Annotated in this window: 22 protein-coding genes; 15 read left to right on the top strand and 7 right to left on the bottom strand. The window is 40.7% G+C overall.

The genetic code is table 11. From position 1 onward, the window contains the following. Positions 1-12: 12 nt before the first annotated feature. From FLL46_RS16685 to FLL46_RS16675, 3 genes are all read left to right on the top strand, one after another. Entirely contained in the window at positions 13-909 is an 897-nt protein-coding gene (locus tag FLL46_RS16685; protein WP_142932466.1) for an ATP-grasp domain-containing protein, read from the top strand. An 83-nt stretch (positions 910-992) separates the two neighbouring features. Then, on the top strand, positions 993-2,576 hold the full coding sequence (locus FLL46_RS16680; protein WP_142932465.1) for a protein adenylyltransferase SelO: 1,584 nt from the start codon (positions 993-995) through the stop codon (positions 2,574-2,576). 101 nt (positions 2,577-2,677) lie between these two features. Then, the gene (locus FLL46_RS16675) at positions 2,678-3,268 is read left to right on the top strand and encodes a MarR family winged helix-turn-helix transcriptional regulator (protein ID WP_142932464.1); all 591 of its coding nucleotides are present in this window, start codon (positions 2,678-2,680) and stop codon (positions 3,266-3,268) included. Between the two features lie 204 nt (positions 3,269-3,472). On the opposite strand, the gene FLL46_RS16670 is transcribed toward FLL46_RS16675, so the two are convergent. Then, positions 3,473-4,147 (bottom strand): nitroreductase family protein, encoded by a 675-nt coding sequence (locus tag FLL46_RS16670; RefSeq protein ID WP_142932463.1) that lies wholly within the window; start codon positions 4,145-4,147, stop codon positions 3,473-3,475. Between the two features lie 621 nt (positions 4,148-4,768). Here FLL46_RS16670 and FLL46_RS16665 point away from each other — a divergent pair. Beyond that, positions 4,769-7,069 carry a pre-peptidase C-terminal domain-containing protein gene (locus tag FLL46_RS16665; protein WP_142932462.1) on the top strand — a complete coding sequence of 767 codons (2,301 nt, stop codon included), beginning with the start codon at positions 4,769-4,771 and terminating at the stop codon, positions 7,067-7,069. Positions 7,070-7,232: 163 nt separating this feature from the next. Here FLL46_RS16665 and FLL46_RS16660 read toward each other — a convergent pair whose 3' ends face one another. From FLL46_RS16660 to FLL46_RS16650, 3 genes are all read right to left on the bottom strand, one after another. After that, a complete protein-coding gene (locus FLL46_RS16660; protein WP_281281975.1) occupies positions 7,233-9,689 on the bottom strand; it encodes a M14 family zinc carboxypeptidase in 2,457 nt (818 codons plus the stop codon). Positions 9,690-10,012: 323 nt separating this feature from the next. Then, positions 10,013-10,681, bottom strand: a complete 669-nt coding sequence (gene trhA / locus FLL46_RS16655; protein ID WP_246119337.1) for a PAQR family membrane homeostasis protein TrhA — start codon at positions 10,679-10,681, stop codon at positions 10,013-10,015. A gap of 189 nt (positions 10,682-10,870) precedes the next feature. Next, a complete protein-coding gene (locus FLL46_RS16650; protein WP_142932461.1) occupies positions 10,871-11,722 on the bottom strand; it encodes a 6-carboxytetrahydropterin synthase in 852 nt (283 codons plus the stop codon). A 285-nt stretch (positions 11,723-12,007) separates the two neighbouring features. On the opposite strand from FLL46_RS16650, the gene FLL46_RS16645 reads away from it, so the two are divergent. From FLL46_RS16645 to trhO, 8 genes are all read left to right on the top strand, one after another. Beyond that, on the top strand, positions 12,008-13,015 hold the full coding sequence (locus FLL46_RS16645; protein ID WP_142932460.1) for an adenosine kinase: 1,008 nt from the start codon (positions 12,008-12,010) through the stop codon (positions 13,013-13,015). Positions 13,016-13,042: 27 nt separating this feature from the next. Next, the gene (gene sixA / locus FLL46_RS16640) at positions 13,043-13,507 is read left to right on the top strand and encodes a phosphohistidine phosphatase SixA (RefSeq protein ID WP_142932459.1); all 465 of its coding nucleotides are present in this window, start codon (positions 13,043-13,045) and stop codon (positions 13,505-13,507) included. 69 nt (positions 13,508-13,576) lie between these two features. Continuing rightward, positions 13,577-14,380: a lysophospholipid acyltransferase family protein gene (locus tag FLL46_RS16635; RefSeq protein WP_142932458.1), complete on the top strand. Its 804-nt coding sequence runs from the start codon at positions 13,577-13,579 to the stop codon at positions 14,378-14,380. A gap of 20 nt (positions 14,381-14,400) precedes the next feature. Next, a complete protein-coding gene (gene prmB, locus FLL46_RS16630; RefSeq protein WP_246119336.1) occupies positions 14,401-15,342 on the top strand; it encodes a 50S ribosomal protein L3 N(5)-glutamine methyltransferase in 942 nt (313 codons plus the stop codon). 244 nt (positions 15,343-15,586) lie between these two features. Further along, entirely contained in the window at positions 15,587-16,177 is a 591-nt protein-coding gene (locus tag FLL46_RS16625) for an HAD family hydrolase (RefSeq protein ID WP_142932457.1), read from the top strand. Between the two features lie 335 nt (positions 16,178-16,512). Further along, complete coding sequence (locus tag FLL46_RS16620) at positions 16,513-16,671, top strand: YqaE/Pmp3 family membrane protein (protein ID WP_142932456.1); 159 nt, start codon at positions 16,513-16,515, stop codon at positions 16,669-16,671. A gap of 239 nt (positions 16,672-16,910) precedes the next feature. Beyond that, a complete protein-coding gene (locus tag FLL46_RS16615; protein WP_142932455.1) occupies positions 16,911-17,333 on the top strand; it encodes an ester cyclase in 423 nt (140 codons plus the stop codon). 324 nt (positions 17,334-17,657) lie between these two features. Further along, a complete protein-coding gene (trhO, locus tag FLL46_RS16610; protein WP_142932454.1) occupies positions 17,658-18,659 on the top strand; it encodes an oxygen-dependent tRNA uridine(34) hydroxylase TrhO in 1,002 nt (333 codons plus the stop codon). A gap of 114 nt (positions 18,660-18,773) precedes the next feature. Here trhO and FLL46_RS16605 read toward each other — a convergent pair whose 3' ends face one another. Continuing rightward, positions 18,774-19,136, bottom strand: a complete 363-nt coding sequence (locus FLL46_RS16605; protein ID WP_142932453.1) for a hypothetical protein — start codon at positions 19,134-19,136, stop codon at positions 18,774-18,776. Between the two features lie 218 nt (positions 19,137-19,354). After that, entirely contained in the window at positions 19,355-20,548 is a 1,194-nt protein-coding gene (locus FLL46_RS16600) for a fatty acid desaturase (protein ID WP_142932452.1), read from the bottom strand. Positions 20,549-20,798: 250 nt separating this feature from the next. On the opposite strand from FLL46_RS16600, the gene fabR reads away from it, so the two are divergent. Further along, on the top strand, positions 20,799-21,404 hold the full coding sequence (fabR, locus tag FLL46_RS16595) for an HTH-type transcriptional repressor FabR (RefSeq protein WP_142932451.1): 606 nt from the start codon (positions 20,799-20,801) through the stop codon (positions 21,402-21,404). Positions 21,405-21,424: 20 nt separating this feature from the next. On the opposite strand, the gene FLL46_RS16590 is transcribed toward fabR, so the two are convergent. After that, a complete protein-coding gene (locus FLL46_RS16590) occupies positions 21,425-21,679 on the bottom strand; it encodes a hypothetical protein (protein WP_142932450.1) in 255 nt (84 codons plus the stop codon). 242 nt (positions 21,680-21,921) lie between these two features. On the opposite strand from FLL46_RS16590, the gene FLL46_RS16585 reads away from it, so the two are divergent. Further along, positions 21,922-22,521 (top strand): elongation factor P hydroxylase, encoded by a 600-nt coding sequence (locus FLL46_RS16585; RefSeq protein WP_142932449.1) that lies wholly within the window; start codon positions 21,922-21,924, stop codon positions 22,519-22,521. Next, the gene (locus FLL46_RS16580; protein WP_142932448.1) at positions 22,514-23,635 is read left to right on the top strand and encodes an ATP-NAD kinase family protein; all 1,122 of its coding nucleotides are present in this window, start codon (positions 22,514-22,516) and stop codon (positions 23,633-23,635) included. The genes FLL46_RS16585 and FLL46_RS16580 overlap by 8 nt, the downstream gene beginning before the upstream one ends. The last annotated feature ends 524 nt before the right edge of the window (positions 23,636-24,159 follow it).

Below are 24,159 nucleotides of genomic sequence, written 5' to 3'. Positions count from 1 at the left end.
AAGAGTAACGCCATGAACAAATGCGCAATTCTTTCTATGGATAATCTCGAAGGACACATGGTCTATGACGATTTGCTCCATGCGCCTTTGAAAAAAGCCAATTGGGAATTTGAAACGGTTTCCTGGCAACAACAAGGTGTCGACTGGGATCAATATAACCTGGTCATGATTCGTTCAACTTGGGATTACCAACTCAATTCAGATAAGTTCATCGAAACGCTTCAACAGATCGAAAACTCTTCTGCGCATCTGGATAACCCGTTAGATATCGTCCGTTGGAATATCGATAAAAAATACCTTCGAGATCTCGAATCAAAAGGCATTCAAATTCTGCCAACACTTTGGCGTGACTCAATCGACGAGAATGAAATCAATGATTTTTTTGAACAATTGCAAGCGGAAGAAATTGTTATCAAACCCTGCATTAGCGCCGGTGCTTTTAATACTTTTCGATTAACGCCTTCGCAGGCAATCGAGAAGTCTTCGGCACTCGTGGACGCATTTCAACAAAGAAGTTGTATGATTCAGTCGTTTAGTCAGGCAATTATCGACGAGGGCGAGTTTTCTATTTTTTATTTTGATGGCGAGTACAGTCACACGGTTTTGAAAAAGCCAAAGACAAATGATTTCAGAGTGCAGGAAGAGTTTGGGGGGCTACTGAAAAAAGTTGAACCTGAAGCTGCGCTCAAGCGACATGCAGAACGAGTTTTAGATGTTGTCGGTCAATCGTTACTCTATGCGAGATTGGATTTTGTAAGAGATAATTCAGATGCTACCAACAGTTGTTTTGCGCTAATGGAAGCAGAACTTATTGAACCTTCACTTTATTTTAATCTTGATCCAGAGTCCCCGCGGCGTTATGTTGAAGCGATGCAAAGACGAATGAAACGATTGGGCGTCATTGAGTAGTTATTATGCAATGAGTAGTTATTTGGTAATCTATCGTTAACCAACAACTATTTGAGCAATGGACCTTTAAAACACTAACCTTGATGAATATACCATTAAAATTTAACAATCGATTTGTTGAACAGTTGCCGGCAGACTCAGATAAGAGTTCTACCCCAAGGCAGGTTTTTGGCGCCTGTTACTCGTTGGTTGAACCGACAAAGGTTGCAGAACCTACCGTCGTAGGAGTCTCTTCAGAAGTGGCGTCACTGATAGGATTGACTGAAAAAGATACGCGAAGCCGCTGGTTTGCGGAAACCTTTGTCGGTAACCGAGTGATTGACGGCATGCAGCCATTCGCCATGTGCTATGGTGGACACCAGTTTGGACACTGGGCAGGGCAACTTGGCGATGGCCGAGCGATTAATCTAGGTGAAGTCGTTGATGTTGATGGTTGTAATCAGACGCTTCAACTTAAAGGCGCCGGTCTCACACCTTATTCCAGGACAGCTGATGGTTTGGCTGTGTTACGTTCATCAATTAGAGAGTTTCTATGTAGCGAAGCGATGCATCACCTGGGAGTTCCAACAACGCGAGCACTCAGTATTATTTTGACTGGCGAAAAAGTGATGCGCGATATGTTTTACGATGGTCATCCTGAACTGGAGCCGGGGGCAGTTGTTTGCCGAGTTGCTCCTTCATTTCTTCGACTGGGAAATTACCAGTTATTGGCCGCCAGGCAAGAACGAACGATTTTAAAACAGCTCATTGATTTCACCATTCGTCATGATTTTCCTCACTTGGGAGAGCCTTGCATTGAGGTTTACGAGCAGTGGTTTGATGAAGTTTGTCGTCGAACCGCTGATATGGTCGTGCACTGGATGAGGGTTGGATTCGTTCACGGGGTGATGAATACCGATAATATTTCTGTGCTGGGTTTAACGATTGATTATGGCCCGTACGGCTGGCTTGAGGGATATGATCCCCATTGGACGCCCAATACGACTGATTCAGAAGGTCGTCGTTATTCCTTTGGTAATCAGCCGAAAGTAGCTCAGTGGAATCTTTACCAGTTTGCTAACGCAATTGCTTTGATCATAGAGCGAACCGAAAATTTAGAGAAGTCTATCAATCAGTTTGCCAGTTATTATGAAGAAAAATCTCAAAAAATGTATGCGGGCAAATTAGGTTGGGAAAATCATCAAGGTGATAGTGACCAGAAGTTAATTAGCGAACTGTTTGAAATTTTGTGTTTAGCAGAAACCGATATGACGATATTTTTTCGTTTGTTAAGCCAATTTAAATCGACTAAAAACTATACCGACGAAGAATTATTTCAAACAGTAGAGCCTGCTTATTATAATCTCACGGCTCTTGACGAGTCGACTCGCAAAAAAGTTATTAACTGGTTAAAAAAATATTTCGAGAGAATACAACAGCAAAATCTGGATGACGAATCACGTCGAGCGATCATGAACGCTGTCAATCCAAAGTATGTGCTGCGAAATTATCTTACTCAGGTTGCAATTGATAAAGCAACTAAGGGCGACTTTTCTGAAGTGGAAAAATTACTCACGATAATGCAGAATCCTTATGATGAGCAGCCGGAATATGAAGACTATAATAAAAAAAGACCTGAATGGGCGCGTTTTAAGGCAGGATGTTCTATGCTGTCATGTAGTTCATAAGCATTTTTCAAGCAATCAAAAGTAATAAGCGTTTAGCAATACATGTTTCACTAAACAATCGGTAACCAATAATAATCACATTTGAATCACGGAACACTACGATGCATAAATATCGAATTACACGAAAGAGAAAGCAAGCGTTTGAATTAACCGAACAATTGGAAAAACCGTTGGATTTATATGATCATTTGCCATTTCAAATCGCGGTTGTGAGTAATTTACTTCAATTAAATCGTGACGTTGCTATACGCGACATTATTGAATTAGAGCCACGTGAGTTACGCACAATTTTAAACATTGGTTCTTATATGCCAATAAAAGCCGCTGATATCGCTTATCAATCTCGCCTGGACTCATATACGGTTAGTCGAGCAGTAAAAACTTTGCGTTCGTTAGAGATGATCGATTCAGCGCCAAATGACGCAAACAAAAAAGTCAAATACCTGGTGCTAACAGAAAAGGGCAAAAGCGTGTACCAAAGGCTATGCCATGAGATAAATGAGCGGACCAGGGAGTTAGAATCGGTACTTGAAGAAGATGAGAAATTAACTTTGATGGAGTTGTTGGCGAAACTCGAAGACAAAACAGAATCAATGCTTGCTGGACATGCCCAGAGTAAACTTTCTAACAAAGAAACAATCACCGCTGATCAAAGAGAAATTATTCGCTGGTGGAAAAAAAGTAATAAATAGATGTTTTTATTTTATAAATGCGTTTTGTATTTTAGAAAGGCGTTTTGATGACGAAATAGCCTGAACTTGGGATAAAAGTAAAGGGTCTTGTCGAAGTACTTCATTTTTATTTGGGTGAGAGATTTTTTATCATGTTTTGCGACACCGCGACAGATAAAGAACCACTCACCGATTCATTTGTTTCAAACTTAACCGAATTCTACACTAGATAAAGCTGCAAATATCTTCTAGCGGCTTTTTGATTGTCGCATGATCCGGTATGGTTGCGTCATCCGATGGATAACCAACAACTAACAGAATGTAAGCTTTTTCTGTTTTAGGCCGTTGGCATATTTCATTCAAAAAAGTCATTGGTTTTGGAGTGTGAGTTAAAGTGGTTAAGCCAGAGTGATGTAAGGCGTTAATCAAGAACCCGGTAGCGATGCCGACAGACTCTCTAACGTAGTAATTTTTACGCTCTTCTTCAACGGTCACTCCACCACGTTGTTGCGCAAAAATAGCGATTAGCCAGGGGGCTTTTTCTAGGTAAGGTTTGTGATCGTCGGTACCTAAAGGTGACAGCGCATCCAGCCATTCTTCCCCGGCTCTGCCTTCGTAAAATGCACGTTCTTCTTTTTCTGCGGCATCGCGAATTGCAGTTTTAACTTCCGGGTTACTAATGACGGCAAAATGCCAAGGTTGGTGATTGGCGCCACTCGGTGCAGTACCCGCAGCTTTCAAGCAGTTTTCGATAATTTTTCTATCTACCGGACGGTCCGAAAACATTCGAACCGTGTGTCGTCGCTTAATCTCGTTATAAAACTCTTCAGATCGTTGTTCCATTTCCTCTGGAGAATATTCGATAAAGTCGGGCAATGGTTTTGAGTCGTGTTCCTGCATAATTGTTAACCTAAATTTTCAATGTTGCGTTACTGTTTGGTTGATTACTGTTGGTTTATCGTTGTTTTGCTTGTTACTGCATAGTTTAGATTTTTGTTTAAATTTTACCAAAAATTAATCAAAAAATTATTATTGCATAAGCAATAAAGTACAGTTTGGTATTGAATTAGTCAAGTACAAAATTATCATATAATAAAATGGTCTAGCATATCGCCTGGTTGAAGATTGACCAAAGATTCGCGATCCCTGGTTTTAAAATGATTTGACTTAAACGATTGATTGATACGATTAATGAATAAACTAAGCCAAATGTATTGATGAAAAAATTGATTAATTCCTATTCATTTTTTTACTAAATAGTTGTGCGATTTATTGCGAAAGCTAAACATAAAAGCACCTCTGAAAATTACAAAAAAATCCAAGTTGTTTGGTTTATTTTATTTTTCAATTCAACCGAGAGATTTTTTTGTTTTTTGTTCTTGTTCATTTTGATTAAGATCAAATGTTTTAAAAAAATTCACGACTTTGTCATTAAAAATCGATAGACTCTCGGCCCGCAAATACCACCCAACTTTTTCTGTAGTTGGTCTATTTATCAGCAAAAAAACTAAGGAATTTCTAATGAAAAAAGCGAGCGCTTGCATCGCTCTGACATGTGTTGGATTTTTAGCCACTGGATTGATAAGTGCGAAGAATTCGTCAGAGATTGTTTCAACATCGTCTGTAGAAAAATTGTCCTCAAAAAATAAATTACTTGGTGAAAAAATATTTTCAATTGCCCCCGATAATCTCTTTCACCTCGATGGAAAAACTTATATTCGTTCAGGCGATATGTTGTTACTGGTTAATAGTGATAACGACAGTCGTAAAATCGAAAGTACGGATAATAAGCAGTATAAAAATCGGGCATCGAAATATCATATCAATAAATTTGATATTTCAAAAAGTCAGTGGAGTGATGGAAAAGTTTATTATCAATTTGATGATCAGGTGATTGCTGAAAACCGTCAGCGTTTCATCGAGGCAACTGAAATCTGGAGTAGTATTGCTAAACTCGAGTTCATTGAACGAACTGATCAACCAAACTATATCTACGTACAAAATGATTCCCGCAATTATGCGACGGTTGGTATGGTTGGTGGTAAACAAATCTTATCAATGGTTAATTGGGGCTCGCTTTATGTCATTGTTCACGAGTTAGGACACAGTTTAGGAATGTGGCATGAGCAACAACGGAGTGATCGCGACCAATTTGTTGATATCCATCTCGATAATGTTAAAGATGGTATGGCTTATAATTTTTCCAAACATGCAACCACTGATTACGGCGAATATGATTTTATGTCTGTGATGCATTACGACCTCTATGCTTACTCCAAAAATGGTCAGCGAACCATTGAACCAAAAAGTGATTATCAAGCTTTTGTTAATATAGCCGGCCAGAGAAGTTATATTAGCGGCGGCGATCAACTCAATGTCGCGTCACAATACGGCGCTAAAAAACTCTCTTTTACTGACACCGAATTTAAGCGTTTTCTAGTCAGCCAATTTGATACTGATGGTGACGGTGAAATCAATAGTATCGAAGCGCTTAATGTGACTTCAATCAAGACGCCGGGAGAGGGAAAAATTTCTTCTTTGTCAGGAATTGAAAATTTCAGATATTTAGAAAATCTGGACGTTTCTAATGAAAATATTGAGATCCTGGAAAAGTTACCGAATCGTTTAAAATCACTTAAGGCAACTCATAATCAACTTGATGTCATTCCTGGAGAATGGAGTTTTTTACCCTTAATTAGTTCTATCGATATTTCTGGTAATTTTGTTGATGTGTACTCGTGTGAGTCGCTAGAGTTTTTGTCAAATAAAATCGGTAGCGATAACCTGGTGATTAATCCGGTTGCAGATGGTTCGCATGTGAATTGTAATGGTGATTCTCGCTGGGGGTTGATTAACGGAAAACCTCGCAAAGATTTGCGCTCAAAAGGTTCGCAAATTTACCATATTGATGTTCCGCAAGGAGCGAAAAAACTGGAAATTCGAACCTCAAATTTTGAAGGAAAGCAGGGCGGGTTAATGGATTTGTTTGTGAGTCATGGTCGCCAGCCCAGCAATAGTGACTCAGATTATCGCTCAACGAATAGCGCTAATGAAGAATATATCGAAATTCAAAACCCGCAAGCGGGCATCTGGTACGTCACGCTGGAACCTTCAGAGCGATCTTTTGAGTACGTTGACCTTGTCGCGACTTACTCGCTTGATTCCAGTACAGATAATATTCTCACTAACAACGAGCCTTTAAATTCGTTAAGTGCAACACAAGGTGAAACTATCCAATATTTGTTAGACGTACCGGCGCTTATGGATGAATTAGTTGTAACGGTTAGCGGCGGAACCGGCGATGCCGATCTTTATGTTCGCTTTGGTGAAGCGCCAACGTTAACTGAGTTTGATTGCAGGCCATGGATAAATGGTAATAGTGAAGTTTGCACCATTCAAAAGCCGAAAGCAGGTCGTTACTTTATCCATCTTGTCGGTTATCAATCATTCGAAAACGTGACCCTGAAAGGCGCCTATACAAAAGCAAAAGGGGGAGGAAGCTACTTTGTGTCGGATATGGCGGGGCTGCAAGGAGAGTGGCGATACTTTCCGATTGATATTCCATTTGGTACGTCCAAATTTGATATCAGTCTCTTAAATGGATCAGGTGATAGTGACCTTTATGTTCGGTATGGTGCTTACCCCAGTGCTCAGTATTATTACTGTCGCCCGTATCTGAACGGTAACAATGAGAGTTGTAGTTTCGTTAATCCACAAGCGGGTACCTGGTATATCGGTGTTTACGCGTTTAGAGATTTTTCTGGCCTTGACCTGAATGCGAAGTGGAGCAGTGATGGAGCGAAAATGTTGGTAATAAAGTGATAATTTCTAAAAGCTAATGGTTGCTTTTAATTAGGCGAGTTAGCGAGTGTTACTGAAGAACTTTTCACTAAAAAGGCTCGTCAATTGACGAGCCTTTTTAGAGGTTAATGCAAGAAATTAACGCTAGGATTTAACGCCAAAATCTAACGCTAAAATCTAACGGCTAAGGAAAAATGATTTTCCAACGATCAATATATCCCGTGTCAATTCGAGCATGGTCGCTCACTTTAAGTTGCCAGGTGCCCAACGAATCCACAGAGCCAACATTGGCTGTGTAGGTTTGATTGATATTATTTGAAGAGCCGCCAGTCCGATTATGCAGGGAGTAGCTAGACCCGTCTGGGGCAATCAAATCGACTTTTAAGTCGCCGATGTAGGTATGCACAATTTCAACTTCGACTGAAACCGTTCCTGATGCGCCGCTACGATCGACACTGATTGAGCTGGTTACGCCGGTGGAATTGTTATCTGGAATGTTGACGTTGGTGGTATTTTCAAAATCTTCACCGCCTGAACCAATCGTATAGGTTCCCGTCACGCTTGTTCCGCTGTAGGCTCGATATCCTCGAAGCATTACATGGTAGGTGCCAGCCTGAATGTTGGTAATTGTACAGGTTTCTTCGTTGCCATTTCGATAAGGACGGCAGTCCCAGGTACCCGTGGTTGGTTTGCTACCATATCGAACATAGAGATCTGCATCGCCACTGCCGCCAGACAAGACGAAATTTAAAGTATTAGCTTCTGCTGGCACTTCAAGGTAGAAGAATGTTTCAGAGCCGCTTGCACCGGACAGATTAGACTTGGCTACCCCGTTTTCCAGCTTGCTATCGTCAGGTGGCACATCGCCGGATACAACAAGAAAAATTGCCGATACTGGTCCCCAGGTACCGCTTGCATCTCTTGAGCGGAGGTAAACGATGTGTTGACCTTCGCTTAACCCGGAAGTATTAATTGTGGCGGTAATGCCTTCAGAAGTGCTGTTAAAATTACCGTCTGCTGCTGAAAGAGCGTTGGCAGAAGCGCCGCTAACCCAGGGGGGAGTGTCAATGTAATATTCTGCAGCGGTGATATTTTGAGTCGATTCAGAGCCATTTCTGGTACTAAACTGGGTATCAGTTGCCGTTGCCGCTAGCGTTCCGGTAGAGCCCGGAGGAATGGTCCCTGAATTGCTACTGCCGTTAATGGTGATGCCTGTGGTACTAGGTCCTGACGGTGTAACATAGGGGGCTCGCACAACTTTGGCTGCGTAAACTAATGCCGGCAGATTGCCCGGCAGGATATTATTTTCGTAGACTGAGCAACTTTGGAAAAAGCTGGTACCCAGTTCGAAAGTGTAGGCCGGTACACCGAGTTCGCCATAGCTAATATTGTCGGTGGTGCCGTCGGTTGGATAAAGTCCGATTGATTGCTGCGGGTAATAACCATTGAAATAAGCAAAGCGTCTTCCGAGGGTTTGTAAAGCTGTGCCGTTCGGCGCCGCTGAACTTTTATCACCCCATGGCCAGAGCACTAATTCACTATAACTGTGAATATCCAGATGAATACCGCTGGTATCAGAAGGCGCGGCGTCACTATCATTGGGTCCTCTGCGGTCTGGAAAAATGGAGCGAACATAACTTTCCATTGCCTGGGTTTCCGGCTCGGATGCCGCTGACGGGCCACGGAAAGTCGAGCTACATTGATTGCCACTAGAACCTTGTCCGTTGGTGATATTCCAGCGTGAAGAAAAATTTCTGTTCAGGTCAGTGCCACGGCTGTTTGAGGTCGCACCACAATAATTCTGGTTGGTATTTTTACGCCAGGATAGCCCGGTTTCTGCCTTTTTTCTGCCGTCAGGATTGGCCTGTAGCAACAGGTGGACTTCATGATGATCCATTATCCAGGTCGCATCGGCATTCGTGCCATAACCATCAACCAGCCAACGTGCAAATGCCAGGTTTAGCGGCGCAGTCGTATACTCTCGTGCATGAATGGCACTGTTAATAAAGAGTTTCGGCTTATCTCCACTCACATTAGAGTTGGTTAGTTTCAACACGCGAAGATCATAACCACCAGAACTTTGAGATTTTTCCCAGGAATCGCCAATATCAATTAACTGCGCGAAAGTTGGGTTAGCGCTCACGATTCCTTCTGCAGCGGTAAAAGTTTCTTCCACTGTCTCATAACAGGGATATCCCGGGATTGCTTGAATGGAATTATCAGGAGATAAGGTATTAGACTGATTCGTTCGGTTGCGCATCAGTTGCTGCTGAATATTTTCCAAACGCTGATTTCGGCGCTTTATAAATTCTGGCGCAGGCTTCATTTTAAATCCAAAAGCGTTGAGTCTTTCTATATCTTCTGCGGAGAGTTGCAGAATTAAAAAACCGCTTTCTATATTCGACTCTAACAATTGAGAATGAAATGTTATCGACGCTTTACGGGCAATATCTTCATTTGGAAAATAAGCTCGATAAATATTGGTCGTTGATTTTTCTTGCTCGAGTGCATGAAGGGTTTGTTCTGCCAGATTCGGATTAGTCCGAGCGATATTTGCGCTGTCATCATTCGAACTCGCGCCGAATGACACGCAGGCAAAAATCAAAGCAGACGCAGCTTTTATTTTGTATACGTTTTTCATTATTATTCCTCTTATTTCTCTTTGGGTATTAGGGCGCCTCCCTACCGCAAGTTTTTGTCGCCAACGTAAAGCGTAGCGAGAAATTTGTTAGCTTTTTGAGGAAATTGAAAAATCTTCTGGGTTTGAGATTATTTAACGGCGTGTTTAATATTATTTGGTAAAATTTACGTTTTTTTTGATCTGAATTTCGTGTTTATAACTGTTAATAACAAGGAGATTTTTTTAACTTCAGTCTCACAAAAAATAGTGAGCGCGCGAAACCAAAGTTAAAAAAACAAGTGAAAATAGAAAATAAATGAAAATAATTTGTCCTGAATTTAATCTTAAATGACAAAATAATAAACGGTATAAAAGTGGCAAATACAACCGCCTAAAACAAACAAATGCCATATCGCATGGGTGTACTTTTTATGTTTAGCGACATAGAAAAGAACGCCAACACTAAAGAGAATTCCGCCAGCCAAAAGTAACCATAATCCACCCATGGGAATCGCCTGGGTCAAAGGATAAATCAGGGCAATCGCAAACCATCCCATGGCAAGATAAGTACCCACGGAAATTTTTGGAAAACGCGTTCCGGTGAATAACTTAAAGCCAACTCCAAACACCGCCAGTGACCAGATAAAAACGATGCTGACGATCGACAGTGTACCAGTGATGGAAACCAGAAGAATCGGAGTATAAGTGCCGGCGATCAAGAGGTAAATGGCCGAGTGGTCCAGCACCTTCAGTCGTCTTTTCCATTCGGGATTACTGATAGAGTGATAAACCGTTGAAGCGAGAAACATCAAAATCAATGTACCGCCGTAAATGCTGACGCTAGTTACTGCGATAGTACCTTCGGCTCTTAAGATTAAATATACCAGTCCAATAATGGCAACAATAAAGCCGATACCATGAGTCAGCGAATTGAGAAGTTCTTCCCGTGAGCTATAGGCAGGCGCTTTTGCCGCTGAGGCGCGCGCGTTTGAAACTGCTTGAATTGAAGCCACTTAAGTTACCTTGTGTTATTTTCTGGCAATGTGGCTTGTCATCATACATTTTCAGCTAACACTTGTACACTGAAAATAATTCCATATGGACTTATGTTGGCAAAACCAGGTGTTGGCAAAAACAGATTCTGGCAAATCAAGAATATGCTGATGGTATAGTCTTTTCTCCTACTTGCTAAAAAATACCCCTTAAACTGATACAATCGCTCCTTTATCGACACCTTCGTAGGCTTTGACTTTAAAATTGGAGTCCGGTTTTTTAGCTTTCAGGTAATTAGCCAGATAATCTGCAATTAATTCAACGGTCGTATCTGTCTGAATAATGTGGCAGTCATTTTGAGGAATGGTCAGTTGAAACATACCCTGGTTAGCATGGTATCGAAATACGTAATACTTTTGACCATTAATGATTTTCGTATCTTGTATGTCTTCTTCAGTCGCGAGGTAGATGTCTCGCCAGATTTCAGCAATATGTGACGTCCAATCTGGTGCGTAGTGCTCATTTTCCCAGACTTCTATTTTTGAGCGATGACCGTGAGCGATCCGTTGACAGTCGCCAAAATGTTTCTTAAGCCCATGACTGTAATGATAAAAATCTTTTTGGATGTCTTCTGCACGCAGGCCTAGTGTAAGTTTTTTGACGTTGTCAGGGAGTATTTCCATGATTTCGCTGTTAATCGCGGTTGAGATTGTCTCTGGGGTTACAGATTCTGCATCAACGAAATAAACGGCTTCGTGTGGGCTGATGTGCTCGTAGTAGTCCCCGGTGGTGCTCTTTAAAGTGATATTAAGATGTTGAGGTGATTCACTTATTTCAATTTCAGCCTGTTGTTTAGCGACCAGAAATTTGTGGTCAACAAGGCTATCAACGCATGACTTTATTCGCTTTTTAACAAAAGAGAAATCAAACAGCATTCCTTCGTCGTTTAGCTCGCCGAAAAGCGTTACATCGAGTATCAAACTTTCACCCACAATACCCCGCTCAGGGTGAAAATAAGCGAAATCGATCACAGTAAGATTGTCTACAAATAATGCCTGCATGAAAGGAATTTACGAAAAATACGAATGGTAGGTGCAATTTTACCACAACAATCTGTTAAAATGCCCCAACTTTCAGGGGCTTGGTAGATAAGCGCAAAGCAGACCCGTTGTTTGGTTTTATCAATGGCATTGAAAGCTGGCATTGAATGCTAGTTTTGACGACATACATTGATGAATGAAGCCGGCTAACGACATCGATGAAAAATATCTCAAGGTTTGCTTACAAGTTTGATATTAGGCTTGATCATAAAGCATAAGCAAGTGACATAGGCACAGGTGAATTAAATGGCAAAAAAATATCAGGTATATGGTATTGGTAACGCGTTGGTAGATTTTGAGATTGAAACGAATCCTCAGGAACTTGTGGAGCTAGAGGTTGAAAAAGGGGTAATGACGTTGATTGAGGAAGATCGTCAGGAAGCACTTTTTCAAGCTTTTCAGGGGAAACATCATTCTCGTGCATGTGGCGGATCTGCAGCTAACACGATTATCGGCGCGCAGTCATTCGGGTCACAGTGTTTTTATTCTTGCAAAGTGGCTGATGATGAAACTGGTCGATTTTACCGAGACGATTTGCTTGCTCATGGTGTTCACAGTAACCTTTCTAACGAATCACTTGAACAGGGAAAGACCGGTAAATGTCTGGTCATGATCACCGAGGATGCTGATCGTACTATGAATACTTTTCTTGGTATTACCGGCAACATCGGGTACGAGCAAATTGATGAAGAAGCGCTAATAAATTCTGAATATCTTTACGTTGAAGGTTATCTTTCAAGTTCTCCGGTTGCGTTAGAGGCGGTATTAAAAGCTAAGAAATATGCGCAAGAAAACGGCGTTAAAACCGCTTTTTCACTATCAGATCCCAATATGGTGAAGTTTTGTCGAGATGGTCTTGATGCCATCATTGGCGACGGCGTTGATATTTTGTTTTGTAATTTTGACGAAGCCACTTTATATTCCGGTTGCGATAATATAGAAGATGCAGCAAATGCGTTATCGAAATTGGCAAAAACTGTTGTCATTACCCTGGGGGCGGAAGGGGCAATCATCGTCGAGCAAAATAAAACCATAAAAATTGAAGGCAATAAGGTAGAGGCTATTGATACCAACGGTGCCGGAGATTTGTTCGCTGGCAGCTTTTTACATGCTGTAACACAGGGGCTAACATTGGAGCAAGCTGGAGAACTGGCAAGTTTTGCTTCAGCGCAGCTGGTGACTCAATTTGGTCCAAGATTAACCGAAGAAAAATTTGCGATAGTTAATTCTTTTGCGAAAAAGTTAGTTGTTTAAAAAAATAACCGCTTAAGGGCAATTGTTATGCTTAAAACATTATGGATAATGCGACACGGCTTGGCTGAGAGTGAGTTTGATACTGATTTTAATCGGGCTCTTTCAGCAGTAGGAAAATCACAGGCTGCCGATGTCGCCGAGCAGTTAATAAAAACTGAAGTCGAACTGCCGGATAATATGCTAGTCAGTCCATTTCGACGAACTCAGGAAACTGCACAAATTGTTCATCAAAGTTTGGCAATAGACAAACCTTTTGAGACGGAAGATTTACTTGTTCATTTTGCTGATCCTCATTTACTTGGGGATTTTTTGCTTGCCGCCAAATTTGAAAAGTTAATTGTTGTCAGTCATATGCCGATTGTCGCCCGGCTATGTCAATATCTTTCCCCCGATTGTGAAATTTACGGGTTCCAGACTGCGCAGGTTGTTAAAATTGAATTTGATAAAAATGGTGTAGGAAAAGTGAACCATAGCTACTTGCCGAGAGTTTAAGTTTTATTGTTTGAGTGAAGAAGATTGTGAGATTACCAGCCAACAGGCTGTTGAATTTTAAGGTTTAGTATGACAGGTAAAAAAGCGAGTAAATTAAGATTTTGTTGGATCGCATTTATGACTGGCGTGTTTACATTCTGGTATAGCATGAAAGTTATTCTAGGGTCTTTTGTATCACGCGATTTTCGAACTTATGTTAATAAAACCATGTATCGGTGGGCAGAAAAGCTATTAGGACTTATTCAGGTAAAGGTCAATGTGATCGGATTAGATAACATGCCGAGTAGTGGTCAACGACCGGTCATTGTGATGTGCAATCACAGTAGCCTTTACGATATTCCTATCAGTGCCGTTGCACTCAATACCAGTCTGCGGATGCTGACCAAAAAAGAACTATTTAAGATCCCTGTTTTTGCTACTGCACTAAGAAAGGGAGAATTTGTTTCTGTTGATAGAAATAACCGCGAACAATCACGAATGGATTTGAAAATCGCCAGACAGAAAATGCTGGACGGTATTATTTTGTGGGTAGCGCCGGAAGGAACTCGCTCTAAAGATGGCAAGTTGGCTAAATTTAAACGAGGCGGCTTTCATTTAGCGTTAGATACTGAGGCGTTAATTGTTCCTATGGTGATCAAGGATATCCATAAAGTTCAGGCTGGTGATGATCTAACGCTTTATCTGGGACAAGAAATTTCTGTTGAAGTTTGCAAGCCAATTGACGCCGCTGAGTTTTCTGTTGAGGAGCGTCGCGCTCTGGTTAGTAAGGTCAGGAATCGAATGCTGTCTGCACTCGATCAACCGTGTGAGAGTGAAGACAATCGTCCAGGCAGCCGAAATAATGCTGGTGATAAAAATGCTGCTAGTTATTAAAAAACAACTGAGTAATATCAATGACCCTAAATAGCACGCAAGAAAACACAGCTGAAATTAAACAGAGCATACTTGATGAAGCGATACAAGATTTGAGCTCAATTCAGGATGTTATTCGCTGGGGGTATTCTCGTTTCGATGAATATGCACTTTTTTATGGCCATGGTACGGATAATCCCTGGGATGAAGCGGTCGCGCTCGTTTTGCAGAGTTTGAGTTTGCCCGATGATACCCCCGATACTATTTTACAATGTCGTTTAACGAAATCTGAAAAACAGATGTTAGTGGAGCGAATCGGCCGTAGAATTAACGAGAAAATTCCACTGGCATACCTGACCAATAAAGCTAATTTTTGCGGTAGTGAATATTATGTCGATGAAAGAGTGCTGGTGCCACGTTCTCCAATTGCTGAGTTAATTGAAGGCCAATTTCAGCCGTGGATCGACGCTAATCGTGTTAACAATATCCTTGATCTATGTACCGGTAGTGGCTGCATTGCAATCGCTTGTGGGCAGTATTTTCCCCATGCCGTCGTTGACGGGGGAGATATTTCTGTTGATTGCATTGACGTGGCTGAAATTAATCGAGAGAAGTTACAACAAGAAAATGTTTCTTTTTATCAATCTGACTTGTTCGATCAAATTCCACAAAAGAGATACGATATTATTGTATCGAACCCGCCTTACGTCGATGAAGAAGACTTTGACGAAATTCCAGAGGAATTCTTAGCTGAGCCGAAGCTAGGTTTGGTTTCAGGCGTTGATGGATTAGATTTAACCCATCGGCTGTTAAAGCAGGCCAATGCTTACCTCGAAAAGGATGGTATTCTCGTTGTTGAAGTGGGTAATAGTGCGGCAGCCCTGGAGCACTTATACCCAACACTTGGCTTCACTTGGCTTGAATTTGAAAGAGGTGGGCATGGCGTGTTTTTATTGACTAAAGAACAGCTCGAAAACATTTAGACGTGGGCGATTAAATGTTTAATCAATACTGCCCAAAATTTATTTGAAGTTCATTTAATGAAGGATATATTGAGTTTTAAGGATAGAGAGAACCAATATATTCTGATTTTTCTTAACAACTACAACATTATTAAAATAAAAATCGAGATATGTTTGGTTGTTGCTCTTATCCGCTCTGTTATTATTTTTTTTCGATGCTAGAATTTAAAGTAGCGCACTATGAATCTTTAGATAGAGAGATAAAATGAAAGTTGTGTTTGATTTGGGCAACGTCGTGCTCGACTGGAATACGAATAAAATTCTTGATTCGCTCAATGTTAGCCAGGTCGATCGAGAGTTATTGAAAAATCGACTTTTCGAGCACCAGGACTGGTTAGACATGGATCACGGAATTATGTCTGAACAGTCCGTCGTGACCAGAGTTTCCAAAGCGACAAATCTTGAAACTAATATCGTCGAACAGGCGTTGTTAACTGCTAAGCGTTCGTTGCTACCTATCGCTCAGTCGATTGAATTAATGAATGATTTCCACAAAGCTAAAATAGCGATGTATTGTTTATCGAATATGTCAGTAGAAACTTATGATTTTGTCAAGGAACAAAAGTTTTTTAGTTTGTTCTCAGGAATTGTCATTTCTGGACACGAGAAATGTATGAAACCTGACACCAAAATTTTCGAAATACTTCTCAATCGTTATAAGTTATTACCGTCAGAAACCTTTTTTATCGATGACAGTTTGCCAAATATTAAAGCGTCTGAAAAGCTTGGGATGAGTGGTCATCATTTTAAGCGTACTGAAGATTGTTATTCAAAAATCAGAACGCACTTGCTATAAGACTTTTCTCTTCATTAACGATTGAGATCCTGAAGTTTCCTCAAAAAACTTTGCATTATCTCAATTATTGATTTAAGTTTTATTGATAAAATAAATATTCTAATACTGCTGATCAAAGTTGTTCTGCTGGTTACGGATCATATTTTTCTGAAAAACTAATTTTTTATTATCGAAATAATTTCTTATTGGGGATTATTGCGATTGAGAGTTGGCACTCTAAAAAACATGGTCTACGTTTAAGGGAGTTTCGAGAGCTGCTTTTAAAGTGGCTCAAAAACAAAAATAGTGCATCTGCAAACATACTATATGTTTGTCGTCATTGAAGGAAAAGCGATATGAACAAAGTTTTATTAATTATTCTAGCGATTTTATTACCACCTGTTGCAGTATTTCTCAAAAAGGGAGCGGGTAAAGATCTCGTGATCAATATCATTCTCTGCATTTTGATGTTTTTACCTGGCGTAATCCATGCTCTGTGGCTTACGACAAAATAACATCATCATTGCTACAACAGTATAAAGTTGTTGACTGTTGTAGCTTTCGTTTTATTGTCCTTTTCTCGCAACCTTATGTTCCTGCGCGCTTCTGGTTAAAAAAGCTATAATTAAGAACGAGATCTTGATTATCTTTCTGGTTATTCCTATCACGAGTTCAGGATAGAAAGTGATTTCTATCAAGGTTCACCTAGTTAACAAACCATTTCCAGACTGGTGTTAAAATTAAGGAGAACTTAATGAGTACAAATTCTGAATTAGTTAATCGTTGGTTTCAAGAAGTTTGGTGCGAACCACGTAACCCAAAAGCTATTGATGAATTGATGGCTGAGGATGCACAACTTCATGGCAACTACTCACCGGAACCTGTTAGCAGAAGCGACTTCAAGCAGGTTTGGGAACAATTTACTTCGACTTTTCCCGATATCCGAATTGAAGTGAGGAAAATAGTCGATTCGGGCGACTTTGTGGCATTTCATGCTCATGTTTACGGCACCCATCAAGAGTCATCAAAGCCTGTCAATTTTTCCGGGACTGCCATAGTTCGTTTTCGAGATGGTCAGGTGGTTGAAAGCCATGAAACCTGGGACTTTGCTTCGATGCTGATGCAAAGTGGCGTCGTTGCTGATGATATTATGATGAGAGTATTGTCTGCGAAGTAAGCTGTCACACTATGGGGTATCGCTCATCCAGACAAGCAATTAACTGGAACTGGCTGTAACTCGTTTTACTAGCCAGTTCATTGAGAATTACGAAGTTTGTAGTGAGATTTAAGCGCAAAAGAAGTGCTATCGTTGATAAGTATGCGCGTTCCGGTATCATTATTTTTCATTAAAATCAGCTAATTACGCCTAAATTCTATAAAAACGAGAAAAACTTGTTTAATTTATAAACAATTTTCTTGCCTCTACTAACTTTTTAATTATAATTCTCCGTTCTTAATTAATGCTCTGAATTTACGCTTCAGACCGCAGTTGGAAGTACTCATGTCAAAATATATCGTATGCGCGCTATATAAATTTGTGGCGCTTGAAAATTACCAATCTCTTCGTCAACCTCTATTAGATTTCATGTTAGCGAATCAAATTCGCGGCACTTTGTTACTTGCTCATGAAGGAATTAACGGCACTGTTTCCGGATCGCGAGAGGCAATTGATAGTCTGTTAGTCTGGCTCGAAATACAGCCTGGACTAGACAATATTGTCACTAAAGAATCAATATCACAAAGCGCTCCATTTAAACGCACCAGAGTTAAGTTAAAGAAAGAAATTGTGACCATGGGAGTAGAGAACATTGACCCAAACCAGGTGGTAGGGACCTATGTCGAGCCTAAGGACTGGAACGATTTGATTAATGATCCTGATGTTATTCTTGTCGATACTCGAAATGATTATGAAGTTGCGGTAGGGACTTTCGATAATGCGGTTAATCCTAAGACTGAAACATTTCGAGAGTTTCCTGAATATGTCGATACCCATTTAAATCCATCCAAGCACAAAAAAGTTGCGATGTTTTGCACCGGTGGGATTCGCTGCGAAAAGTCTACCGCGTATTTAAAACAACAAGGGTTTGACGAAGTTTATCATTTAAAAGGCGGCATTCTAAAATATCTCGAAGAAGTGCCGAAAGAGCAGTCAACATGGAATGGAGAGTGTTTTGTATTTGACGACCGAGTGACGGTTGATCATGAATTAAAGCCTGGCAGTTATGATCAATGTAATGCTTGTCGATTACCAATTACCGAGCAAGATAAACAAAACGAAAAATTTGTACAAGGTGTGAGTTGTCCTTATTGTTACGATAAAACAACGCCTGAACAAAAAGCACGATATCTTGAGCGAGAAAAACAAATTCAACTAGCCAAATGCAGAGGTCAGCAGCATATTGGCGGTGACGCAGAAAAAGAATTATTGCAAAGACGCGCAGAGAAAAAACAACAGAAAGAAAGACTAAGAGAACTTAGTCAGCAAGGTAAAGCAAGCCAATAAGTTTTGTACTTTTTCTGATAGTTAGACTTCCTTTCACTGCAAAATAAGTGGACGCTAAAAAAATTGGTAGCGTCCACCCAATCATACTAATTCAGTCACACTAAATCCGTCTTACTACTCCTTATGTTTTTTGTGAGCTTTTTTGGCATCACTGATGTTATGAAATGCGAGGTGAACATGATGAAAAGCTTTATCAAACAACTTCTGATCTTGATTACAAGTCTCTGCCAGTGCAGTTAGATTTTTTGTTAATTGTTCGCTTTGCGGGATATCTGTGGCGAGCTTTTTTAACTTGGCGACTTTGGCACAAGTATCAGTTTGTTTCTGTTTGCCATCAGGTGAATGCCACAAGGGTGCCAAAACGTCGTGGAAGGCGGCCACTTCTTTGGTAAAGTTGTGGTGGTGACTTTCTTCCTTTGCTGCCACATTGAGAGAAAGCAAAGAAACCGCGGCAATGGCCAAGTATTTGAAGTTCATTTTTTTTCCTTTTAATTTTTAATGACGCTATTCTTAACTATTCAATAATGAGATCGCAAAAGAAAACCAGATCCCAAAAAAATAGAGTGAGTACGAAAACAATGTCATTATAAACTGAATTATTTTTTAATGAACCATCATTGGACGGTAATATGGTAGCTGGATCACAAACCAATAATCCAGCTAATTGCTGAGGGGGCTGTTTCTATGCCTATGGATTATGCATACTGGTGAATTAAACTATGCCAGTTTTTTCGCTGTTCAAACCAGCTTATTTTTAATTCATTGTACTGTTGAGAAATATTGCTCTTCTCAACATTTTCTACCAGTTGGTCTTTGGTGACTTCCAACCAGGCTCTTTGCGCTTTATAAAATGCTGTCATTCTTTCTAATAGTTCATCGTACTCTTGCTGCACCTTTGCTAAAACTTCTTCTCTATCAGGCAAACTTAAATTCATCAATTTGCAGCAAGTTTTGTTAAGTTGTTGCTTAGCGATTGCCTGATTGATTTTTTCTTCTGAAATCTTTTTCAGGTTTTTAGCCAGACCGAGCCAACTCAATGACTTGATAAACCATTTGGTTGGGTCAAACTGCCACCATTTGATTGCGTTACGATAATCATATTGAAACGCGTGATGGAAGTTATGGTAGCCTTCGCCGTATGTGAGCAATGCAACCAGAGGGTTGTCTTTTGCCGTGTTTTGGTCGCTATAAGGTTGGCTGCCCCACATGTGAGCCAAAGAGTTGATAAAGAAAGTGACATGGTGACTGACAACCAGACGAGTAACGCCAATTAATAATAAACTGCCGACGATATTTCCGTTGATAAGACCAAATAAAAGCGGGAAACCAAAATTAGTCAACACGACCAGCATTAAGTAATTTCTGTGTTGCCACATCACGATAGGATCTCTTTGTAAGTCGCGAACATTCTTATAATCGCTGTAGCGATGCTGTTGATACTCTCGCAACATCCAACCGATGTGGGAATACCAAAAACCACGTTTAGCTGAGTAGGGGTCGATATCATTATCATCGACATGTCGGTGGTGAACACGGTGATCGGAACTCCAGTGAAGCGCACTGTTTTGAATAGCAAAGGCACCACCAATGGCATAAATAAAGCGAATAAAAATGTTGGTTTCATAAGCTCTGTGTGACCACAGTCGATGATAACCTGCTGTAATGGACATACCACAAAAGCCAGTTGCAACGATGAAGGCAATGATGGTCTGAACATCAAAATCGTAAAAATAAGCGTAAACAGGCAATCCAACTAATGCGATAGCAAAGGTAATTGAGAAGACTAATATATTCAGCCAAATCAGTTTAGGTTTGTGAGAAGTGCCGTTCGGGGTTTGAGAGTTTGTAGCCAAATTCTGGGATTTTTCCGGTGAATTATGAGACTGCATTGTAAAGAAATCCTGTGAATGATTAATTACATTATTACCAACAAATCAACTATCAATAAATCGATCATCAATTAAGCTTCAATTTAAGCGTACAAATGTGCGCTGAATTTGTTTCGAAGTATAGCCATGCGTCACGTTAAAAGCAATGTGAGAATCCAATGCTTTGTCAAAATTTTGTTGCTCACTATTTTCGTGTAAACTGTGTGCTAATTTTGAAATTAAAAACAATATTTAATAAAATCAATTCCTTATGGCTATCAGTCGTTCGCAACAAAAAGAAAGAACCCGTCGTGCAATTATTGAAGCGGCGTTAGGTCAGCTTAGCGCGGATAAAAGTTTTGCCAGTTTAAGTTTGCGAGAGGTTGCTAGAGAAGCACAAATTGCGCCTACCTCTTTTTATCGACATTTCAAAGATATGGAAGAACTTGGGCTAACGCTGGTTGATGAATGTGGTCTCGCACTTCGTCAGTTAATGCGTAAGGCGCGAAAAAGATTTGAAAAAGGCGGTAGCGTTATTTACACCTCGGTGGAAACCTTCATGGAGTTTTCCGAGAGTAACCCAAATATTTTTCGTCTGCTTTTTCATGAGCGATCAGGAACAGCTTTAACCATGCGTCAGGCGGTTGCCAGGGAAATTCAGTATTTCATCGTTGAGCTTACTGATTTCATGCAATCTATCGGGTACGAAAGAGAAGCTGCCTACGCCCAGGCGGAAGCCATGGTTGCCATTGTATTTAATGCCGGGGCAGAAGCGCTAGATTCAAAACCCGGTCAGCGCGATCAAATTGCCAAACGGGCGATAACTCAGCTTAGATATATTGCTGCTGGCGCCAAGTTGCAGCATTTGGGGAAATAGTCAGATCAGGGCAACACGCCCTAGTTATAAATTCTGTAGCGGAGGTGCTTAAATTGCGGCCCGTAAGAAATCGCTTTAAGTAAAGGAATTAATCTCGATGGTGCGGGTTTAAACGACGGCAGGCGATACCAATTATTGCCATGGCCCTTGTACACCACCACTTGTGGCGTCGCTGAGCGCCAGAATTGAAATTTTCTGGGAGAATGGCGCAGGGTAATCTGAATACAGGCTTGATCGCGAGGATCGGCTTCAACTTTTAAAATTTGCTCACTCATAACAACTTTGACTGAAAGTGACTGACTTAAATAGCTTTAGTTGATCAAGTATTTCTAATTGATCAATTACTCTGATTGAGATTAGAAGACGGAATAGTGAATATCGCCGTTTAAAACCAAAATCATTTAAAAATGAATCCAGTTATCATTAAAATCCCAAAGATAATTACCATAATTATAGTGAATAGTTTGCAAATGAGCATTAAAATTGCTTACTAATTTGTTGAATTCCTGGATTTATGATGTCGGGTAAGGCCCCAAAGTTAGATAAGTTGGTAGAAATCTTTAATCAGCTGTTCTTTCAGAGTGAAAATGTTCGTTTACAAATTGGCGCAGACGAGCCCTTTTATCGTGCGGCAAAAGGGGGATCGCCTGCTATCATATACTCCCGAGAAGACTTTCTCTCTAGCGCATTGCATGAAATCGCCCATTGGTGTGTTGCCGGAGTAAAACGTCGTGGCCTGGATGATTTTGGATATTGGTATAAACCAGAAGGGCGATCGTTACAGGAACAACTTGAGTTTGAAAAAGTTGAGGTTAAGCCGCAAGCGATAGAATGGGCGCTTTCTTTAGCCTGTAATCATATTTTCAATTTTTCCGCTGACAATGTTTCGCAAAACATTGACGCTTCGGCATCATTCAAAAAATCGGTGACTGAGCAGCTAAAAGATTATTTAATGAATGATTCTTTACCAACGCGTGCGGCATTACTCTTCAATACATTAAGACAACACTTTAACCGCGACTTAACAATCCAGCAAATATTGCCTGACACTTTAGTCGATGACCGTCAGGAAAAGTATGAAAATCAGTCTTCACTAGTGGGAATTCAAAATGTTTAAACTTGGCTTAATCGTTAATCCTTTTGCTGGTATCGGCGGGCGTATTGGATTAAAAGGAAGCGATGGACAAACGATTCGCGAAAAAGCCATGCAGATGGGAGCGATCAAACTTGCACAGTCAAAAGCTTCTATTGCGCTCGAGGTCCTATTGCCGCTAGCTGACTCATTTGAAGTGTTTACCGTATCGGGAGATATGGGGGAAGACCTATGCCGTCGACTCGGTTTTTCATATCACACGCTAGTGCAGGCTGAACAACCTTCGACCGAGAAGGACACCTGCAATGCGGTTAAGGTTATTCAGCAGCAGGGAGTTGATCTGTTGTTGTTTGCTGGTGGTGATGGAACGGCGCGAAATATTTACCAGGTATGTGACGAAGAACAGCTAGTTCTTGGTATTCCTGCCGGCGTCAAGATTCACTCAGGCGTTTACGCTATCACTCCCCAGGCTGCGGGATTATTGGTCAAGGAAATGATCGAAGGTAAGATTTTGAGCTTGCTGTCGGCAGATGTGATGGATATTGACGAAAATGCTTTCAGAGAGGGGGTCGTCAAAGCAAGGCAGTATGGCAATCTTAATGTCCCGGGTGCACTCGCTTATGTTCAGGCGGTCAAAAGTGGTGGTCGAGAATTAGAAGAGCTTGTCCTTGACGATATTGCAGCGGAAGTCATTGAGTCAATGGAAGACGACACTTATTACGTTATTGGTTCTGGAACAACTTGTGCGGTAGTGATGGAACAGCTTAATTTGAACAACACACTACTTGGATCTGATATCGTTTTTCAGGGCGAACTATACCGAGAAGACGCCATTGAGAAAGATTTCCTCGAACTATTGGCGCAAGGAAAACAACTTAAGTTTATCATTACCGTGATAGGTGGCCAGGGGCATATACTCGGCAGAGGTAATCATCAGTACAGCCCCGAAGTGATTCGTCAGGCAGGCTGGAAAAATTTTGAGGTGATTGCGACCAAGTCCAAACTCAATCAATTAGATGGAAGGCCTTTATTAACCGATACAGGTGACGCGGCACTCGATAATGAGCTTGTTGGCAGAAAAAGGGTTATTACCGGGTATCGTGATTTTGTGGTTTATCCCGTGGGAATATCCCAATAGAGCGACAATATTCAAACTTTGACGGTTCTATTGTTTGTTTTTTGACCTCTATGATCAACTTTGATGTTTCAGAATTTGATGCTGTATTTCCCGCAATCGAAGGTCTCAAATTCGATTTTTTTAACGCGTATTGAGATTATTGGTTTGATTTCTTAATGAGTTCCAGTTTATGCGCCAATCCGAAAAATAAGTCGTGTAGGATTTTTCCTCGGGGGCTTGTGAGATATCTCTCACAAAGCCGTGGGATATCGCCTAAAAACAGTTAAGAATTAATGCCTTCCATTTTATAAAAAAACGCTTAACTTATTGATAAATATAATTTATTAACTTTTTTCAAATGTCAGGACAATCGCTGTCCTTCAAAAACTTGGAAACTTCTCGCTTGTTTGTAAATCTGTTTCGACTAGAATTTCTCCTGTGCCAAGGATGAATTGACAAGGAAACACCGCTTAAGGGAAAAGCGACCGGTAGGAAACTGGTGTGATGGATAAGTTCAAAGACGAACTTAGTAGGTGTGAGAAAGG

It is taken from the genome of Aliikangiella coralliicola, assembly GCF_007004725.1.
Classification (GTDB): domain Bacteria; phylum Pseudomonadota; class Gammaproteobacteria; order Enterobacterales; family Kangiellaceae; genus Aliikangiella; species Aliikangiella coralliicola.
The sequence above is the reverse complement of the archived record's forward strand: the minus strand, read 5'-3'. Positions and strand labels throughout refer to the sequence as shown.

Excerpts from the sequence above, each read along its gene's own strand:
- FLL46_RS16580 (WP_142932448.1), top strand. The coding sequence starts at position 22,514 with ATGTTTAAACTTGGCTTAATCGTTAATCCTTTTGCTGGTATCGGCGGG.
- FLL46_RS16600 (WP_142932452.1), bottom strand. The coding sequence starts at position 20,548 with ATGCAGTCTCATAATTCACCGGAAAAATCCCAGAATTTGGCTACAAAC.
- FLL46_RS16660 (WP_281281975.1), bottom strand. The coding sequence starts at position 9,689 with ATGAAAAACGTATACAAAATAAAAGCTGCGTCTGCTTTGATTTTTGCC.
- FLL46_RS16675 (WP_142932464.1), top strand. The coding sequence starts at position 2,678 with ATGCATAAATATCGAATTACACGAAAGAGAAAGCAAGCGTTTGAATTA.
- FLL46_RS16605 (WP_142932453.1), bottom strand. The coding sequence starts at position 19,136 with ATGAACTTCAAATACTTGGCCATTGCCGCGGTTTCTTTGCTTTCTCTC.
- prmB (WP_246119336.1), top strand. The coding sequence starts at position 14,401 with ATGACCCTAAATAGCACGCAAGAAAACACAGCTGAAATTAAACAGAGC.
- FLL46_RS16590 (WP_142932450.1), bottom strand. The coding sequence starts at position 21,679 with ATGAGTGAGCAAATTTTAAAAGTTGAAGCCGATCCTCGCGATCAAGCC.
- sixA (WP_142932459.1), top strand. The coding sequence starts at position 13,043 with ATGCTTAAAACATTATGGATAATGCGACACGGCTTGGCTGAGAGTGAG.
- FLL46_RS16625 (WP_142932457.1), top strand. The coding sequence starts at position 15,587 with ATGAAAGTTGTGTTTGATTTGGGCAACGTCGTGCTCGACTGGAATACG.
- FLL46_RS16665 (WP_142932462.1), top strand. The coding sequence starts at position 4,769 with ATGAAAAAAGCGAGCGCTTGCATCGCTCTGACATGTGTTGGATTTTTA.
- FLL46_RS16620 (WP_142932456.1), top strand. The coding sequence starts at position 16,513 with ATGAACAAAGTTTTATTAATTATTCTAGCGATTTTATTACCACCTGTT.
- FLL46_RS16585 (WP_142932449.1), top strand. The coding sequence starts at position 21,922 with ATGTCGGGTAAGGCCCCAAAGTTAGATAAGTTGGTAGAAATCTTTAAT.
- fabR (WP_142932451.1), top strand. The coding sequence starts at position 20,799 with ATGGCTATCAGTCGTTCGCAACAAAAAGAAAGAACCCGTCGTGCAATT.
- FLL46_RS16645 (WP_142932460.1), top strand. The coding sequence starts at position 12,008 with ATGGCAAAAAAATATCAGGTATATGGTATTGGTAACGCGTTGGTAGAT.
- FLL46_RS16635 (WP_142932458.1), top strand. The coding sequence starts at position 13,577 with ATGACAGGTAAAAAAGCGAGTAAATTAAGATTTTGTTGGATCGCATTT.
- FLL46_RS16685 (WP_142932466.1), top strand. The coding sequence starts at position 13 with ATGAACAAATGCGCAATTCTTTCTATGGATAATCTCGAAGGACACATG.
- FLL46_RS16650 (WP_142932461.1), bottom strand. The coding sequence starts at position 11,722 with ATGCAGGCATTATTTGTAGACAATCTTACTGTGATCGATTTCGCTTAT.
- FLL46_RS16615 (WP_142932455.1), top strand. The coding sequence starts at position 16,911 with ATGAGTACAAATTCTGAATTAGTTAATCGTTGGTTTCAAGAAGTTTGG.
- FLL46_RS16670 (WP_142932463.1), bottom strand. The coding sequence starts at position 4,147 with ATGCAGGAACACGACTCAAAACCATTGCCCGACTTTATCGAATATTCT.
- trhO (WP_142932454.1), top strand. The coding sequence starts at position 17,658 with ATGTCAAAATATATCGTATGCGCGCTATATAAATTTGTGGCGCTTGAA.
- FLL46_RS16680 (WP_142932465.1), top strand. The coding sequence starts at position 993 with ATGAATATACCATTAAAATTTAACAATCGATTTGTTGAACAGTTGCCG.